The organism is Halomonas sp. AOP7-B1-5, from assembly GCF_052353045.1.
GTDB lineage: Bacteria > Pseudomonadota > Gammaproteobacteria > Pseudomonadales > Halomonadaceae > Vreelandella > Vreelandella colorata.
Map to the genome: position 1 here is coordinate 21,995 of NZ_JBQTDC010000028.1, position 14,500 is coordinate 36,494.

The 14,500-nt window shown below is 56.8% G+C and carries 15 protein-coding genes; 14 read left to right on the forward strand and 1 reads right to left on the reverse strand.

The window, feature by feature from the left end:
• Positions 1-2: 2 nt before the first annotated feature.
• From ACT3XD_RS13785 to tatC, 13 genes are all read left to right on the forward strand, one after another.
• Entirely contained in the window at positions 3-2,222 is a 2,220-nt protein-coding gene (locus tag ACT3XD_RS13785) for a primosomal protein N' (RefSeq protein WP_192538523.1), read from the forward strand.
• A gap of 216 nt (positions 2,223-2,438) precedes the next feature.
• Positions 2,439-4,124: an arginine--tRNA ligase gene (gene argS, locus ACT3XD_RS13790; RefSeq protein WP_192538522.1), complete on the forward strand. Its 1,686-nt coding sequence runs from the start codon at positions 2,439-2,441 to the stop codon at positions 4,122-4,124.
• A 3-nt stretch (positions 4,125-4,127) separates the two neighbouring features.
• On the forward strand, positions 4,128-4,871 hold the full coding sequence (locus ACT3XD_RS13795; protein WP_192538521.1) for an SPOR domain-containing protein: 744 nt from the start codon (positions 4,128-4,130) through the stop codon (positions 4,869-4,871).
• A gap of 149 nt (positions 4,872-5,020) precedes the next feature.
• Positions 5,021-5,554, forward strand: coding sequence for an ATP-dependent protease subunit HslV (hslV, locus tag ACT3XD_RS13800; RefSeq protein ID WP_018918810.1), 534 nt, complete (start codon positions 5,021-5,023; stop codon positions 5,552-5,554).
• Between the two features lie 10 nt (positions 5,555-5,564).
• Entirely contained in the window at positions 5,565-6,887 is a 1,323-nt protein-coding gene (gene hslU, locus ACT3XD_RS13805) for an ATP-dependent protease ATPase subunit HslU (RefSeq protein ID WP_192538520.1), read from the forward strand.
• Between the two features lie 119 nt (positions 6,888-7,006).
• Positions 7,007-7,390, forward strand: coding sequence for a gamma-butyrobetaine hydroxylase-like domain-containing protein (locus ACT3XD_RS13810; protein WP_192538519.1), 384 nt, complete (start codon positions 7,007-7,009; stop codon positions 7,388-7,390).
• A 122-nt stretch (positions 7,391-7,512) separates the two neighbouring features.
• Positions 7,513-8,268: a bifunctional demethylmenaquinone methyltransferase/2-methoxy-6-polyprenyl-1,4-benzoquinol methylase UbiE gene (gene ubiE, locus ACT3XD_RS13815; RefSeq protein ID WP_018918813.1), complete on the forward strand. Its 756-nt coding sequence runs from the start codon at positions 7,513-7,515 to the stop codon at positions 8,266-8,268.
• Positions 8,269-8,308: 40 nt separating this feature from the next.
• Positions 8,309-8,968 (forward strand): ubiquinone biosynthesis accessory factor UbiJ, encoded by a 660-nt coding sequence (locus ACT3XD_RS13820; RefSeq protein ID WP_192538518.1) that lies wholly within the window; start codon positions 8,309-8,311, stop codon positions 8,966-8,968.
• Positions 8,965-10,587 carry a ubiquinone biosynthesis regulatory protein kinase UbiB gene (ubiB, locus tag ACT3XD_RS13825; protein WP_192538517.1) on the forward strand — a complete coding sequence of 541 codons (1,623 nt, stop codon included), beginning with the start codon at positions 8,965-8,967 and terminating at the stop codon, positions 10,585-10,587. The genes ACT3XD_RS13820 and ubiB overlap by 4 nt, the downstream gene beginning before the upstream one ends.
• Before the next feature lie 79 nt (positions 10,588-10,666).
• A complete protein-coding gene (locus tag ACT3XD_RS13830) occupies positions 10,667-11,029 on the forward strand; it encodes a phosphoribosyl-ATP diphosphatase (RefSeq protein ID WP_192538516.1) in 363 nt (120 codons plus the stop codon).
• A 33-nt stretch (positions 11,030-11,062) separates the two neighbouring features.
• Complete coding sequence (gene tatA / locus ACT3XD_RS13835) at positions 11,063-11,329, forward strand: Sec-independent protein translocase subunit TatA (RefSeq protein WP_192538515.1); 267 nt, start codon at positions 11,063-11,065, stop codon at positions 11,327-11,329.
• A 3-nt stretch (positions 11,330-11,332) separates the two neighbouring features.
• The gene (gene tatB / locus ACT3XD_RS13840) at positions 11,333-11,782 is read left to right on the forward strand and encodes a Sec-independent protein translocase protein TatB (RefSeq protein WP_192538514.1); all 450 of its coding nucleotides are present in this window, start codon (positions 11,333-11,335) and stop codon (positions 11,780-11,782) included.
• Positions 11,779-12,564, forward strand: coding sequence for a twin-arginine translocase subunit TatC (gene tatC / locus ACT3XD_RS13845; RefSeq protein WP_192538513.1), 786 nt, complete (start codon positions 11,779-11,781; stop codon positions 12,562-12,564). Before tatB ends, tatC begins: the two co-directional genes overlap by 4 nt.
• Positions 12,565-12,660: 96 nt before the next feature.
• On the opposite strand, the gene elbB is transcribed toward tatC, so the two are convergent.
• Positions 12,661-13,320, reverse strand: a complete 660-nt coding sequence (gene elbB, locus ACT3XD_RS13850; protein WP_192538512.1) for an isoprenoid biosynthesis glyoxalase ElbB — start codon at positions 13,318-13,320, stop codon at positions 12,661-12,663.
• A 164-nt stretch (positions 13,321-13,484) separates the two neighbouring features.
• On the opposite strand from elbB, the gene hemB reads away from it, so the two are divergent.
• Positions 13,485-14,498, forward strand: a complete 1,014-nt coding sequence (gene hemB, locus ACT3XD_RS13855) for a porphobilinogen synthase (protein WP_192538511.1) — start codon at positions 13,485-13,487, stop codon at positions 14,496-14,498.
• The last annotated feature ends 2 nt before the right edge of the window (positions 14,499-14,500 follow it).

Genomic DNA, 14,500 nt, shown 5'->3' on the forward strand with positions numbered 1-14,500 from the left:
AATTGCCTGACACTGTTTCTTTGCAGGTGCTGAAAGTTGCCCTGCCTTCTCCACTGCGTCGCCTGTTTGATTACTTACCGGCGAGCCACCCTCCTCCCTGTGGCTGGCAGTTGGGGCTTCGTGTGCGCGTGCCGTTTGGCCGCCGCGAAGTGGTAGGCGTGATTGTCGAGCTAGCCGATACCAGTGAGCTACCGCGCAGCCAGCTGCGGGCGGTGAGCGAAGCGCTGGATGACGCGCCGCTTCCCGATGACTGGCTGTGGCTGTGCCGATTTGCTGCACGCTACTACCAGCACAGTTTGGGCGATACGCTGCAACACGCAATGCCCGCCAGGCTGCGCCAGGGCCACCCGATGGCCGGGCGCACGCAAACGCTTTGGCTTGCCAATATGCAAACGCAACCGGCGTTAAGTCGTGCCCCCAAACAGGCCGAGCTTTACGCCCTCCTCAGCCAGCATCCCCACGGCTTGCCCACCCGCGCCGTCAGCGCGCATGGTTTTACTCGCGATCAATTGCTGGCACTGACCAAAAAAGGCCTGGCCACCCAGCAGGAAATTGTTCTGACCGCCCCCGAGCCGCCTAGTGGCAATCTGCTTGCGACACCCGCCCTACCGCTTAATCGCGAACAGGCGGCGGCACTGGCTGCCCTGCATGAAAAGCTGGATGGCTATCACCCGTGCCTGCTTGAAGGGGTAACCGGCAGCGGTAAGACCGAAATTTATCTACAGCTCATTGAGTCAGTGGCGGCTAAAGGCAAGCAGTCGCTGGTACTCGTACCCGAAATCGGCCTGACGCCGCAAACCCTGGCACGCTTTAGAAGCCGCTTTCGGGTACCGGTAGTTGCCCTGCATTCAGGGCTAACCGACCCTGAACGTTTAGATGTTTGGGAGGCCGCAGCAAGCGGCCGTGCCTTGGTTATTATCGGCACGCGTTCGGCGATTTTCACCCCGCTTGCCAACCCGGGGGCGATTATTGTCGATGAAGAGCACGACGGCTCTTATAAGCAGCACGACGGGCTTCGCTACCATGCTCGGGATCTTGCCGTAGCACGCGCACACTATCACGGCATCCCACTGCTTCTGGGCAGCGCCACACCATCGCTTGAAAGCTTGCAGCAGGCGCTTTCAGGCAGCTATCGCCACTTGCGCCTTACTCAGCGCCCCAGCCGCCACCAGCCCGCCAAGCTGGAGCTGATTGACTTACGCCATCAGCGGCGCCAAGGCGGGCTATTACCCAATGCGATCAAAGCGATTAAAAGCACGCTGAGCGCGGGCAAGCAGGTGCTGATTTTTATCAATCGGCGCGGCTTTGCGCCCACGCTTGCCTGTCACGCCTGCGGCTGGATGGCGGAGTGTGGCCAGTGCGATTCGCGCATGACGCTGCACCGCCAACCGCCGCTACTCGCCTGCCATCATTGCGATAGCCGCCGCGCCTTGCCAGACGCCTGCCCCGAGTGCGGCAGCGGCGACCTGCGTGCCCTGGGAAGCGGCACCGAGCGCACTGAAGAGACGCTCCAAGGGCTTTTTCCCAAGGTGGCCGTTCACCGTATTGATCGCGACAGCACGCGTAAAAAAGACAGTTTCGAGCAGATACTCAAAGAGATTCATCGCGGCGAGCCCTGCCTGCTGGTGGGTACCCAAATGCTCGCCAAAGGGCACCATCTGCCTCACGTCACCCTAGTGGTGGTGGTGAATGCCGATGGCGGCCTTTATGCCGCTGATTTTCGAGCGCTGGAGCATAGCGCGCAGCTACTTGAGCAGGTGGCCGGCCGTGCCGGTCGGGCGGCTGACCCGGGCCGGGTGCTGGTGCAGACCTTACATCCCGATGATCCGCATCTAGGCCAGCTGGCCGAACACGGCTACGGAGCACTGGCCAGAAACCTTCTGGAAGAACGACGCCTGGCGCAGCTGCCGCCCTTCACCTTTATGGCGTTGTTAAGGGTGGAAAGCCCTCAGGAGGAAGCGGCTCTCACGCTTGCCCAGCAGGCGGGCCAGGCGCTACGTGAGTGGCTTAAGACCTCAGGCCTTGCCACTAACTGCCTGGGCCCGGTGCCTGCGCCCATGGAGCGTCGCCAAAACCGTTACCATATTCACCTTATGCTGGCAGCTAGCAAGCGTAGCCAACTGCATACAGCGGCCAGTTGGCTGGTGCAATGGATGGAAGCCAATCGCGAGGCCCGCAAGGTCCGCTGGTCGATTGATATTGACCCGCAAACGCTGGCTTAACTTGAGCTTTTCGCTGCAAAAAAGCCGCCCGCAGGCGCGGGCACTTAAGCATGGATAGCATCAACACCTTTGAAACTGCGCGCCAAATGCTGATAATGACCGCTTTGCTGCTGCACCTAGGCCTGGTTGATACATCTACGTTGATGTACTTATGTTGATGCACCTAGTTCAGTGCGCGCCTGCACACGCCGCCACCGACGTTATCCGGATACCCAAATGAAAGACACGATTATTTCTCTGCTCAACGGCGCCGTAGACGCGCTCAAGCTCCAAGGCGTGCTGCCTGATGATCTTCAGCCCACCATCAAAGTCGATCCGACCAAAGATAAGGCCCACGGCGACTACGCCACTAACCTGGCGCTGATGCTGGCCAAACCGGCAGGCAAAAATCCCCGAGAGCTGGCCGAGACACTGATTGCCGCGCTGCCCGAAAGCGACGCTATCCAAAAAACCGAGATCGCCGGGCCTGGATTCATCAACTTTTTTGCCGCCGCCGACGCCGCCGCACAAATTGTCGCTCAGGTACTGGATAGCGGCGACGCGTTTGGCCGCAGCATGGTTGGTCAGGCGGAAAAAGTGCAGGTCGAGTTTGTATCAGCCAACCCGACGGGCCCTTTGCACGTGGGCCATGGCCGCGGTGCCGCCATTGGCGACTGCCTGTGCCGCCTGCTGGAAGCCACGGGCTACGACGTCACGCGTGAATTTTATTACAACGATGCGGGCGCGCAGATTGCCAACCTGGCCCGCTCGGTACAAGCACGTGCCAAAAATCTGGGTCCTGATGATGAAAGCTGGCCGGAAGACGGCTATCGCGGCGAATATATTAGCGATGTCGCCAACGACTACCTGGCAGGTAAAACCGTCACCGCTGATGATCGCGAAGTCACCGCCAAGGCGGATGCTGATGACCTGGACGCCATTCAGGAATTTGCCGTTGCCTGGCTACGCCGTGAGCAGGATCTGGATCTCAAAGCCTTTGGCGTTGAGTTTGACGTCTACTTCCTCGAATCCTCGCTCTATCAGGATGGCAAGGTGAACGAAGCGGTTGAAAAGCTTGTCGCCAACGGCCACACCTACGAAGACGATGGCGCTATGTGGCTGCGCACTACCGACTTTGGTGATGACAAAGACCGCGTGATGCGCAAGCGCGAAGGCGGCTATACCTACTTCCTGCCTGACGTGGCCTACCACCTGGATAAATGGCAGCGCGGTTTCACCACCGTGATTAACGAACAGGGGGCCGATCACCACTCGACCGTTACCCGGGTGCGTGCCGGTCTGCAGGCGTTGGAAGTAGGCATTCCCAAGGGCTGGCCCGATTACGTGCTGCACCAGATGGTCATGGTGACGCGCTCAGGCGTTGAGGTAAAACTCTCCAAACGGGCCGGCAGCTACGTCACGGTACGTGATTTGATCGACGAAGTCGGCCGCGATGCCACGCGTTTTTTCCTGGCTGCACGCCGCGCCGACTCGCAGCTCACTTTCGACATTGACCTGGCGCGCTCGCAGTCCAACGACAACCCGGTGTACTACATCCAATACGCCCATGCCCGGGTATGCAGCATGCTGCGCAAAACTGAGGCGGCAGATCAACCGTTTGATCATACGCAGGCCATGGCCAACCTGGCCCTGCTGGATAGCGACCAGGAGAAGGCCGTGCTTAACCGCTTGGCCCGCTATCCAGAGGTTGTTCAAACCGCCGCCAGAAACCGTGAACCGCAGCAAGTCGCTCAGTACCTGCTGGATCTAGCGGGTGATTTCCACACCTGCTACAACGCGGTTAAAGTCATGGTCGAGGACGATACGTTACGCAACGTTCGCCTGGCGCTGGGCCTGGCAACCCGGCAGGTGCTGCGCAATGGTCTGGATCTGATGGGCGTCAGCGCCCCAGAGGAGATGTAAACCATGGCCAGCCCGCGCAAAAAGCCCTCTCGCCGTGGCGCTACGTCACAGCGCAAGGCCGCCCGCACCTCAGGCAGTTCGGGCGGAGGTTTTCGTCTCCCCGGCTGGCTGTGGGGTCTTGCTGGCATGGCGGCAGGCTTCTTTCTGGCTCAACACCAGCACGGCACAGCACCCTGGCAGGACAAGCCCAGCGACCAGCCCCAGGCAACGGTGCTCTCCAAGCCAGAAAGCCCAGAGCGGGCCGCCGCACGCGAGACGGAAACTCAACCGTCGATGCCGACGTTTGAGTTTTATACGCTGCTGCCGGAAACCGAGGTTATTGCCCCAGGCGTTACACTGCCCTCCAACGTGACCCGGCCTGAAGTCGCCGAACAGCCCGCAGAAAGCACCACGAGCGACACGTCAGCCGCGGGCGACGATCCTATAGCTCAGGTCATTGCCGCCAATACGCGGCCGGATGAGCAGGCAAGTACCGTACAGCAGCAGCCTGCGCCGACCAATACCAGTGCGGCAAAACGCTACGTGCTGCAAGCCGCCTCGTTTCGTGAGTTAAGCGATGCCGAGCAGCTGCGTGGCCGGTTGCGTAACCTGAGTCTGCTTGCCCAAATCAGCGAGGTGCAGGCCGATGGCAATACGTGGCACCGTGTCCAGGTAGGGCCGTATGACGACACGCGCGAATTGAACCGCGCCCAGGATTTAATGACCACGCAAGGCATCGAGCCCCTGCTGATTCAGCTGCAAAACTAACGAAACCCATAGGTGTTATTCCGCGGGCGGTTGATTTTTTATCAGCCGCCCGCATTTTATTGTCCATCGTCTTTGTTAGCGGTCGCTCTATCATCCGTTAAGCGGCCGGTCAGTTATCGGGAGCACGCCTCCCCCAAGGAGTTATCTCCATGACCACTATCGTATCCGTACGTCGCGGTAATCAGGTTGCCCTGGCAGGCGACGGCCAAGTATCGCTTGGCAATACCGTGATGAAAGGCAACGCCAGCAAGGTGCGTCGCCTCTATCGTGGCAAAGTGCTCGCCGGTTTTGCAGGCGGCACGGCCGATGCGTTCACACTGTTTGAGCGTTTTGAAGCTCAGCTTGAGAAGTATCAAGGTCACCTTACCAAGGCAGCCGTTGAGCTGGCAAAGGACTGGCGTACCGACCGCGCCCTGCGTCGGCTGGAAGCGCTGCTTGCCGTTGCCGACCATAGCGCCTCGCTGATCATCACCGGCAATGGCGATGTGGTCGAGCCTGAGCGCGGCATTATCGCGATTGGTTCGGGCGGTAACTTTGCCCAGGCAAGTGCCCGTGCACTTCTCGAAAACACCGAACTTTCAGCGCGGGAAATCACCGAGAAATCGCTGCAAATCGCTGGTGACATCTGTGTATTCACCAACCATCACGTGACGCTCGAAGAGCTAAATATCAACGAACGTTGAGGCTGCCTTAATGACTCAGATGACACCCCGCGAAATCGTCCACGCGCTTGATCAATACATTATCGGCCAGCAGGATGCTAAGCGTGCCGTGGCCATTGCGCTGCGCAACCGCTGGCGCCGCATGCAGCTTGACGACGACTTGCGCCCCGAAGTTACCCCGAAAAACATTTTGATGATCGGCCCCACGGGCGTGGGTAAAACTGAAATTGCCCGCCGTCTGGCCAAGCTTGCCCGCGCGCCGTTTATTAAAGTCGAAGCCACCAAGTTCACTGAAGTGGGCTATGTCGGCCGCGATGTTGAATCGATCATCCGTGATCTGATGGAAGCGGCCATTAAAATGGTTCGTGAACACGCTAAAGAAGAAGTTGGCCACCGCGCGGAAGACGCCGCCGAAGACCGCGTGCTGGATGCGCTGCTGCCGCCACCGCGTGGCCAGGAAGACAAGCCCCGCGAAGATAGCAGCACGCGCCAGTCGTTCCGTAAAAAGCTGCGCGAAGGCCAGCTGAACGACAAAGAGATCGATATCGAAGTGTCGTCTCAGGGCCAGGGCGTCGACATCATGACCCCGCCGGGCATGGAAGAGATGACCAACCAGTTGCAGAGCCTGTTCTCCAGTATGGGCCAGCAGAAGCGCGAACAGCGCCGGGTAACGGTTAAAGAAGCTCTGGTACTACTGCGTGATGAAGAGGCGGGCAAGCTGGTCAACGAAGATGAGATCAAGGCGCGCGCCGTTGAATCCGTCGAGCAGCACGGCATCGTGTTCCTGGATGAGATCGACAAGGTTGCCAAGGGTAGCGGGCAGTCAAGCGGTGGCGAAGTCTCCCGTGAAGGTGTGCAGCGCGACCTGCTGCCACTGATCGAAGGCTCCACCGTGTCGACCAAGTACGGCATGGTGAAAACCGATCATATTCTGTTTATTGCCTCGGGCGCCTTCCACCTGTCGCGCCCCTCCGACTTGATCCCGGAGCTTCAGGGCCGCCTGCCGATCCGCGTTGAGCTTGACGCGCTGACGCCTGGCGACTTTAAGCGCATTCTTACCGAGCCTTCTGCATCGCTCACTCGTCAGTACCAAGCGCTGCTCGCGACCGAAGGCCTGGATATTGAGTTCACCCCTGACGGTATTGCGCGTATTGCTGAGATTTCCTGGCAGGTTAACGAAGGCACCGAAAATATCGGCGCACGCCGCCTGCATACCGTGATGGAGCGCCTGCTTGAAGAGGCTTCGTTTAGAGGTGGCGATATGGATAGCCCGCTGGTGATTGACGCCGACTACGTTAATGCCCAGTTAGGCGAACTCGCCGTTGACGAAGATCTGTCGCGCTATATTCTGTAAAATTAGTTTTTTTAAATTACAGAGAATCTAAGTGCAGCTGAGGCCGCCACTTTGTTTTACGCTAAATACGGCGCTAATCCAGGGTAGGCGGCTTTATTAATACGTGAAGAGGTCAACCGATGAGCGCTCCTGTCCCCAGCAAGGTTCACTACCATAAAAGTGCGCGTGAGCTTGAACTTGGCTACGCCAGTGGCGAAAACTACCGGCTGCCGGTAGAGCTTTTACGGGTCTATTCGCCCTCGGCTGAAGTGCGCGGCCACGGCGGCGATACGGCGGTACTCCAGGTAGGCAAAAAGCACGTCGGGCTACAGAACATTACCCAGGCGGGCCACTACGCCTTAAAGCTTTATTTTGACGATGGCCACAGCAGCGGTCTGTTTAGCTGGGACTATCTATATGAGCTGGCCACGCACCAGCAGGCATACTGGGATAACTATATACAGCGGCTTGAAGAAGCCGGGGCGTCCCGCGAGCCTTCTGGTATTCATTTCAAGCAACTATAACGCTTGGCGCCCGGTCAGGCGCAGACAAATTGGGGTAGACAAGGCTACAATATCGTCATCCTTTTAACACGGCGACCACCTTGGTCGATTGTTACCGCCTCGAACTCGGGAGCTACAGCCCCATGAGCCCCACGGAAAAGCGCACCACCGATTTTGGTTATCAAGAAGTCCCGGTCGACGAGAAAGCATCGCGTGTGGCAGATGTCTTCCACTCTGTCGCCGCCCGTTACGATGTGATGAACGATTTAATGTCGATGGGCATTCACCGCGTCTGGAAGCGTTTCACCATTGAGCGTGCAGGCGTCCGGCCTGGCCATCACGTATTGGATATTGCTGGCGGCACCGGCGATTTAACCCTTAAGTTCTCGCGCATTGTAGGCCCTCGCGGCAAAGTGGTACTCGCGGACATCAATGCTTCCATGTTGAAAGTGGGCCGCGACAAGCTGATGGATAACGGCGTGGGCGGCAATGTCGAGTATGTTCAGGCAAATGCCGAGTGCTTGCCGTTCCCTGATAACAGTTTTGACTGCATTACCATCGCGTTTGGTTTGCGTAACGTCACGGATAAAGACGCTGCGCTGCGCTCCATGGCTCGGGTACTGAAACCAGGCGGCCGCTTGCTGGTGCTGGAATTCTCCAAGCCCAACAACCCGCTGCTCTCCAAAGCCTATGACGAGTACTCCTTCCGCCTGCTGCCCAAAATGGGTGAGCTTGTTGCGGGTGACGGTGAAAGCTACCGTTATCTGGCCGAGTCGATTCGTATGCACCCGGGTCAGGAAACCTTGAAAGCCATGATGGAGGCGGCGGGCCTTGAGCGGGTGGAATACACCAACCTGACGGGCGGTATTGTCGCTTTGCACCGCGGCATTAAGCTATGACATTACCCTACACAATCGCGTCACCAATGATGAGGTCAGCATGCTGGTAACCCCGACCCTGGTGCTGGCCGGATGTGAACGCATGCTGAACGCCCTGCTTGCCCGCGACCCAGCGGCTCCAGCCCGCTTGGCGGCGCTGGCGGGCAGCCGTCTGTTAGTGCGTCTGGAAAAACCCCATCTTCAGTTGGTGCTGCATTACCATTCAGCAGGTATCGACTTGCTGCGTGGCGACGACGTCGAGGAAACCGAGGTGGATGCCGTTGTAGAGCTAACCCCGGAAACATTCTCGGAATGGATCAGCGGCGCGTCGATCGAACGGCTTATGTTTGACGGCAAACTTGCCGTGCGTGGCCGCATTCATCTGCTGGAAGCCACCCGCGAGCTGCTGTTTGACCTGGATATTGATTGGGAAGGCGAGCTTGCCCGCTGGCTGGGCGACATGCCTGCCCACTCTCTGGCCGAGGGCGTACGTCGCCTGTCTCGCTGGGGCCTGCGCGCCAAGGATGAGCTGCTTCAGGATGTGTCGGAGTACGTTTTTGAAGAGGCACGCCTGCTACCCGGACGCCAACAGCGCGACCTGTTACGCGACCATCTTACTGAGCTTGAAGTGGCCACTGATCGCCTCGAAGCCCGCTTTAATCGGCTACACCGCCGCCTGACGCTTGACGCATCGCACGCCTCGCAGGAGCCGCGTTTATGAGTCTGCGTCTGTTCAAAATTCTCATGGTCGTTGCGCGCCAACGTCTCGACACAATGATTCCCATGGAACGGCTGCCGCTTTGGCTACGCACGCTCATGTGGTTTTCACCACTGCGGCTGTTCCCGGTTGGCAAACGTACGCGCGGCGAGCGTTTACGTTTGGCACTGGAAGCACTGGGCCCCATTTTCATTAAATTTGGGCAGATGCTTTCCACACGCCGCGACCTGTTGCCTGAGGATATTGCAGACGAACTCCGTCGCTTGCAGGACCAGGTCCCGCCCTTCCCGGGCGAACTTGCCGCGGCCCGGGTCGAAAAAGAGCTGGAGATGTCGCTGATTGAGGCCTTCGCCGAATTCGAGCAGGCCCCTCTCGCTTCGGCATCGATTGCGCAGGTGCACGCCGCCAAGCTGCATAGCGGCGAAGAGGTCGTAGTTAAGATCATTCGCCCCGGCATTGATCGCATCATGCGCCAGGATATGGCGCTGATGTATCAAGTTGCCAAGCTGTTCGCCAAAGTGCCTGAAGCGCGCAGGCTACGCCCGGTCGAAGTTATCCGCGACTATGAAGCGACGCTGTTCGACGAGCTGGACCTTTATAAGGAAGCGGCCAACACCTCGCAGCTCAAGCGTAACTTTAAAGATTCGCCGCTGCTGTTCGTGCCAACCATCTATTGGCCCTTCACACGCCGCCATGTGATGGTGCAAGAGCGCATCCGTGGTGTTCCCGTTGCTGATCTGGATACCCTGATCAAACGGGGCGTGAATCTGAAAAAGCTTGCCGAACGCGGTGTTGAACTCTTTTTCACCCAGGTGTTTCGCGACAACTTCTTTCATGCCGATATGCACCCGGGTAATATTTTTGTAAATTGCGATAATCCCGAAGATCCGCAATATATTGCGATCGACTGCGGCATCGTGGGCAGTCTGACGCGCGAAGATCAGGATTATCTGGCGCGCAACCTGCTGGCGTTTTTCCATCAGGACTATTACGAAGTGGCGGCGCTGCATATCGAATCGGGCTGGGTAGGCGAAAACACCCGGGCGAATGAGTTCGCCGCCGCTATACGTACCGTGTGCGAGCCGATTCTTGAAAAGCCATTAAAAGATATCTCGTTTGGCCAAGTGCTGCTGGGGCTTTTCCAGACCGCACGGCGCTTTAATATGGAAGTCCAACCGCAGCTAGTACTGCTGCAAAAAACGCTGCTCAATATCGAAGGCCTTGGCCGCCAGCTCTACCCTGAGCTTGATCTGTGGAGCACCGCCAAGCCGTATCTTGAACAGTGGATGAAAGAGCGCGCCGGGATCGGTGGGCTTTGGGAGTCGCTCAAGCGCCAGGCACCAGAGCTTTCTCACCAGTTGCCTGAGCTGCCCGTGCTGGCACACCAGGCGCTTACGCGAATGGAAATCGAGCACCGTCAGCGCCATCAGCAAGTTGACGCAATTCATCATATGCAGAGCCACATGGCTCGTCAGGGAAAACGCCATCATCGCTTGCGTATCGGGCTTTTGCTGGTGGCTATTGCACTAGCCTGGCAGCCGCTTAGCAGTTGGGCAGCCACTCAGGATTGGCCGATTCTTGGCGCCGCCGCGCTTGGCTTACTACTACTATTATGGCAATAGCCCGTTATGCCAATAGCAAGGTTAAGGACGGCCAGTCATCCAACCGGTAATGATGCTGTCCACTGCTTTAAGGAGACTCATGAACACCCCCTCAACGCCTAATCACGCCCCCGTCCTCGACGCCCTCGCTGAGGTGTTGAAGCAGCGACGCAGTGCTTCTCCCGAGAATTCTTACGTTGCGTCCTTGCATCACAAGGGTTTGAACAAGATACTCGAAAAAGTGGGTGAAGAAACTACCGAAACGCTGCTGGCAGCCAAAGACGCCGAGCACGGCAGTGAAGCGCAGCGTCAGGCGCTTGTCGCCGAGACTGCGGATCTTTGGTTTCACAGCCTGGTCATGCTGTCGCACCTGGGGCTTGACCATCAGGATGTTTTAAACGAGTTGGCAAGGCGCTTTGACATTTCCGGTCACGATGAAAAAGCCGCCCGCACGCCATCATAAACAACACGCATTTGAATTAATGAGGATACGCATATGTTAGGTGGCATTAGTATTTGGCAGCTGCTTATTGTTTTAGGCATCATCATCTTAATCTTCGGCACCAAGAAATTGCGTAACGTGGGCACCGACCTGGGCGGCGCCATCAAAGGCTTCAAAAAAGCCGTGCATGAGGAAGATAAAGACGACGAGAAGAAAGATGCCGAGCCTTCCCATGCCAAGGTGGCCCACGAAGAGCCGGGCAACACCTATGACGTTCAGGCCGAAAAAGAGCGTGCGGCACGTAACGAAGAGCGCAAATAAACCATGCTGGATATCGGTTTTCTTGAACTGATGCTTGTCGGTGTCGTTGCCCTGTTAGTGCTTGGTCCTGAGCGCCTCCCTCGGGCGGCGCGCACGACAGGCCTATGGATCGGCAAAATTAAGCGCACGGTATCCGGTATGCAGCGCGAAATCAGCGCGCAGCTTGAAGCGGAAGAGCTTCGCCAAACGCTTAATGAACAGCAAAAAACTATTAACGATAGTTTGAGGAAAGCCAAAAAAGACGTCGAGAGTATTGTCGATAAGCCTTCTTCTGGCGCCTCAAAGCCTATGACGCCATCCCAGCCTGAAACCGAGCGACGCGTCGCACAAGCAAGCTCTCATTTGGATGACGCTCTGCAGGAAGTCAATGAAACAGCACCAGACGCCTCTGCGTCAGATGCTTCTTCAGAGCCCTCAAAGGCGACCACTCAAAAGGACAGCAATCACCCATGAGTACCCCTGGCGACGCTCGGGAGCCCCAAAACGATCAGCACCAAGCCCCTTTGATTGAGCATTTAATCGAGCTTCGCATGCGTCTGGTGCGCGCGGTGGTGGTTATACTGGTGGTCTTTTTAGGCCTCTACGCTTTTGCTAACGATATTTATAGCTTTGTGGCGGAGCCACTTATGGCGTTACTGCCGCCGGGATCGCAGATGATTGCTACCGAAGTGGCGTCACCATTTCTGGCGCCCTTTAAGCTGACCCTGGTAGTCGCAGTTTTTATCGCGATCCCATTTGTACTTCACCAGGCTTGGGCGTTCATAGCGCCTGGACTTTATGATAACGAAAAGGCCCTGGCCATACCGATTCTGGTATCTAGTATCGGGCTTTTTTATGCGGGCGCGGCCTTTGCCTACTACGTGGTGTTTCCACTGCTGTTTGCGTTTTTTACCCAGACAGGGCCGGAAAACGTTACGGTAATGACCGACATTAATCAGTACCTTAACTTTGTACTGAAACTCTTTTTTGCCTTTGGCGTGGCGTTTGAAATTCCCATTGCGACGTTTTTGTTAATTTTATCCGGCGCGGCAAGCGTGCAAAGCCTTTCTCAAAAACGGCCGTATATCTTTTTAGGCTGCTTTGTTATCGGCATGCTGCTGACTCCACCGGATGTGGTGTCACAAAGCCTGCTCGCCCTGCCGATGTACCTGCTTTATGAAGTTGGTCTGCTGTTTGGTCGCCTGGTGCGCAAACGGCGCGACGAGCAACAGGCGGCAGAAGAGCAAGAGCTTTAAGTTTTACGCTGCAGAGACAAGCAAAAGGTCATGTAAAAAGCCTCTGCCATCATCGATGGCAGAGGCTTTTGCTTAGATATCCATAACAGATGCTGGTTAATCCATCATTTCATCAATACGATCCACCAGCTTAAAAATACCCGTTGCAGCTTCGCTAATGCGGGTAGCAAGCATATAGGCAGGCGTGGTGACCACGCGATGTTCAAGGTCTACGACGATATCGTCCACTGCGCAACTGCGGTGCAGGCCGCCCATGGCGCTGATCGCCCCCGATACGCTCGGGTCATGGCCCACGGTTACCGCGATACCGTCGCCCAACAGCCGTGGCACAAGCGCGGGAGCAATACACATCAGGCCAATCGGCTTCGCGTCTTCCCGAAAACCTGCCAGCGCCTCTTTAAAGGCTTCCAGCACCTGCATGTTGTCGCCTTCACTGGCAAAGTCAGATAAGTTTTTTGCGACGCCAAAACCACCCGGTACGATGACAGCATCAAACTCATCGGACTTTAGCTCAGTCAGAGGCTGAATATCACCTCGCGTTAAACGTGCCGATTCCTGGAGCACATTGCGTTTCTCGCCCGTCACTTCCTCCTGGGTAAGATGATTCACCACATGATGCTGCTCTATATCCGGCGCAAAGCAGCGATAACCAATGCCCAACTGATCCAAGCGCAGCAGCGTTAAGGTGGTTTCATAAATTTCAGAACCATCAAAAACACCGCAGCCCGCCAATACCACCGCTACCTGTTTAGTCATGCCTATCTCCTTATTGCAGGCTTACCTATCGCCATCTGGCAAGCAATCGCTAACTTTAGTCAGTCTTAACCAGGGCCACAAGGCGGCTTTCGCCGTAAGACATGCCTGATATACTCAACCCAAGCCTACGGGTATTGATTTACGATCCTTCACGGAGATAACCTTTGAGCACATTGAGCCCCCGTCAATTTCCTGGCACCCGCCTGCGCCGCATGCGTCGCGACGACTTTTCCCGCCGCTTGATGCAGGAATCCACGTTAACGTCCGCTGATTTAATTTTACCGGTGTTTGTTTTAGAAGGTGAAAATCAGCGCGAGGCAGTGGCCTCGATGCCTGGCGTTGAACGCTTGTCGATTGATTTACTGATTGAACAAGCCAAGGAAGCATTCGCTCTGGGCATACCTGCGCTGGCGCTATTTCCCGTCGTGGGCACCGAGCAGAAAAGTGAGTTTGCCGAAGAAGCCTATAATGCCAATGGCTTGGTTCAGCGCAGCGTGCGTGCCCTCAAAGAGGCGCTACCTGAGCTGGGCATTATTACCGATGTCGCCCTTGATCCTTATACCATTCATGGCCAGGACGGCATTTTAGACGAACAAGGCTATGTTCTGAATGATCGTACGGTAGAGACGCTGCTCAAACAGGCGCTTTCTCATGCCGAAGCCGGGGCTGACGTAGTGGCGCCTTCAGACATGATGGATGGCCGCATTGGCGCTATTCGCCAAGTGCTGGAGCAGGAGCTTCTGCATAATGTTCGCATTATGGCCTATAGCGCCAAGTACGCCTCCAAATACTATGGCCCTTTCCGCGACGCGGTCGGCTCGGCTGCCAATCTGGGTAAGGCTGACAAGCGCACCTATCAGATGGACCCGGCCAATAGTGACGAGGCGTTACACGAAGTGGCCATGGATATCAGCGAAGGTGCCGACATGGTGATGGTCAAACCCGGCATGCCTTATCTGGATATAGTGCAACGGGTTAAAACCGAGCTTAAAGTGCCCACCTTTGCCTATCAGGTAAGCGGCGAATACGCCATGCACCGCGCTGCGTTTGATAACGGCTGGCTGGAAGCCGAGCCGGTTATATTAGAATCGCTCATGTGCTTTAAGCGTGCCGGAGCGGACGGCATTTTGACCTACTTTGCGCTTGAAGCAGCTCGCCTGTTGCAGAACCAGCGTTAGAG

What these genes read in the sequence shown, in the direction of transcription:
- argS (WP_192538522.1), top strand. Translation starts at nt 2,439, where the DNA reads ATGAAAGACACGATTATTTCTCTGCTCAACGGCGCCGTAGACGCGCTC.
- ACT3XD_RS13795 (WP_192538521.1), top strand. Translation starts at nt 4,128, where the DNA reads ATGGCCAGCCCGCGCAAAAAGCCCTCTCGCCGTGGCGCTACGTCACAG.
- hslV (WP_018918810.1), top strand. Translation starts at nt 5,021, where the DNA reads ATGACCACTATCGTATCCGTACGTCGCGGTAATCAGGTTGCCCTGGCA.
- hslU (WP_192538520.1), top strand. Translation starts at nt 5,565, where the DNA reads ATGACTCAGATGACACCCCGCGAAATCGTCCACGCGCTTGATCAATAC.
- ACT3XD_RS13810 (WP_192538519.1), top strand. Translation starts at nt 7,007, where the DNA reads ATGAGCGCTCCTGTCCCCAGCAAGGTTCACTACCATAAAAGTGCGCGT.
- ubiE (WP_018918813.1), top strand. Translation starts at nt 7,513, where the DNA reads ATGAGCCCCACGGAAAAGCGCACCACCGATTTTGGTTATCAAGAAGTC.
- ACT3XD_RS13820 (WP_192538518.1), top strand. Translation starts at nt 8,309, where the DNA reads ATGCTGGTAACCCCGACCCTGGTGCTGGCCGGATGTGAACGCATGCTG.
- ubiB (WP_192538517.1), top strand. Translation starts at nt 8,965, where the DNA reads ATGAGTCTGCGTCTGTTCAAAATTCTCATGGTCGTTGCGCGCCAACGT.
- ACT3XD_RS13830 (WP_192538516.1), top strand. Translation starts at nt 10,667, where the DNA reads ATGAACACCCCCTCAACGCCTAATCACGCCCCCGTCCTCGACGCCCTC.
- tatA (WP_192538515.1), top strand. Translation starts at nt 11,063, where the DNA reads ATGTTAGGTGGCATTAGTATTTGGCAGCTGCTTATTGTTTTAGGCATC.
- tatB (WP_192538514.1), top strand. Translation starts at nt 11,333, where the DNA reads ATGCTGGATATCGGTTTTCTTGAACTGATGCTTGTCGGTGTCGTTGCC.
- tatC (WP_192538513.1), top strand. Translation starts at nt 11,779, where the DNA reads ATGAGTACCCCTGGCGACGCTCGGGAGCCCCAAAACGATCAGCACCAA.
- elbB (WP_192538512.1), bottom strand. Translation starts at nt 13,320, where the DNA reads ATGACTAAACAGGTAGCGGTGGTATTGGCGGGCTGCGGTGTTTTTGAT.